Genomic DNA, 1,312 nt, shown 5'->3' with positions numbered 1-1,312 from the left:
CACAGGCTTCATCCGTGGTTTTGGTATTAGTTTGGCGACGATTATCAGATCATAAATGAAGCCTTTTTTCTATCTAAAATATACAGTTAATGCTTAAGATCCTGTATATGAAACCGATTGTAGACCAGCCCGCTTTCGTCTCTAAATGAAAGATTAAGAAGCCGTAGCGTGCATGAGCCGGATGGAAGGAACAAGGTGAGATCACCGGACGCTTACGTTTATGGCGGGCTGTCTAGTGCTGATCTCTGACAGCGACGACATCCATGCCATTAAAAAACAGTACCAGCGCCAGCAAGACCAGCTCAGTGAGATTAAGCTCAGGATGCGGGAATTGATTGGAAATTATCAGGCAGGATAAAGCAGAGTAATTAATTGTCCGGCAAGTTAATTAGCCGGACAATTATAATTTAATTAAGCATTACTTATTGTATATAACAGATGTATATTCTGGCGGTGTATGGCTTAGATTATTCAATAAATCTTTTTCTTCATCACGCCACCAATATTCTTTATACTCTGCTGGTTGTTTAAATTCATATATAGATATAACACCAAGCAGTCCACAAGGAGAGTCTGCCATGAAGTCCCAGCCATCTTTTTCGGCACAGTACATGTTTACTTCTTCATCATACCATATATTGAACCCCTTCTTATCTAAAACATTAAATACAGTATTTGTTACATTAGAATACTCTGATAATACTGGCATATTTTCTCCTACTTTATAATTTTGATAGCGTCATGAGGAATTTCACCTTTAAATAAACCTTCCACTGCTCTTTTGGCATCTTTTCTATTTTGTAGTGAACCTTTTGAATTAACCGCTTGCATAACATTTTTATGAGGAATATACGTTGTTCCATTTTTCGTTGCTTTCTTCAAATCAATTTGCGCCAGCCCACTGCCAGAAGAAAATCTTTTCGTTGCAGCCTGCTCTTCAGCAACCGAAATAAACCCTGTATTTTTTCCATCAACATGTTCTACGATTGATCCACCCTGCCCTTTAGGCTGTATACTTAAACCTGCATCATATCTAATTCTGTCATCAATACTTAATTCTCGATAAACATACTGACATTTCTTGGAGTTTAGTCCTAATGGGTCTATCCAACTCGTGGGATTTATAACGTAAGCATAAGGATTATCGCCTCCATCTAACCCAATGGGGTCCAGCGTCAGATAGCAACCCGCCACTGGCGAGTAATACCTGAACCGATTGTAGACTAACCCGCTCTCTTCATCCAGCCATTGCCCGGCATATTGTAAGCCCGGATTGAAGTCGGCATTTTCACCCCGCATGCCCAGCCGCAGC

3 protein-coding genes are annotated in these 1,312 nt (G+C 40.2%); 1 reads left to right on the top strand and 2 read right to left on the bottom strand.

Going from position 1 to position 1,312, the window contains the following annotated elements; genetic code table 11:
* Nucleotides 1-220 precede the first annotated feature (220 nt).
* Nucleotides 221-358: a hypothetical protein gene (locus tag IQ211_RS19295; protein WP_189761403.1), complete on the top strand. Its 138-nt coding sequence runs from the start codon at nucleotides 221-223 to the stop codon at nucleotides 356-358.
* Between the two features lie 60 nt (nucleotides 359-418).
* On the opposite strand, the gene IQ211_RS19290 is transcribed toward IQ211_RS19295, so the two are convergent.
* Nucleotides 419-709 carry a hypothetical protein gene (locus IQ211_RS19290; protein WP_189761404.1) on the bottom strand — a complete coding sequence of 97 codons (291 nt, stop codon included), beginning with the start codon at nucleotides 707-709 and terminating at the stop codon, nucleotides 419-421.
* A gap of 8 nt (nucleotides 710-717) precedes the next feature.
* Nucleotides 718-1,312: RHS repeat-associated core domain-containing protein (locus tag IQ211_RS19285; protein WP_193836479.1), on the bottom strand; the 595-nt coding region annotated here is incomplete at its 5' end.

The sequence above is a fragment of the Xenorhabdus griffiniae genome (assembly GCF_015163655.1).
Classification (GTDB): domain Bacteria; phylum Pseudomonadota; class Gammaproteobacteria; order Enterobacterales; family Enterobacteriaceae; genus Xenorhabdus; species Xenorhabdus griffiniae.
Note: the sequence above shows the minus strand (reverse complement) of the source record. Positions and strands in the feature narration are given on the sequence as shown.

Bases quoted from the DNA above. Each gene is read 5' to 3' on its own strand.
- IQ211_RS19295 (WP_189761403.1), top strand. From the start codon at position 221: ATGGCGGGCTGTCTAGTGCTGATCTCTGACAGCGACGACATCCATGCC.
- IQ211_RS19290 (WP_189761404.1), bottom strand. From the start codon at position 709: ATGCCAGTATTATCAGAGTATTCTAATGTAACAAATACTGTATTTAAT.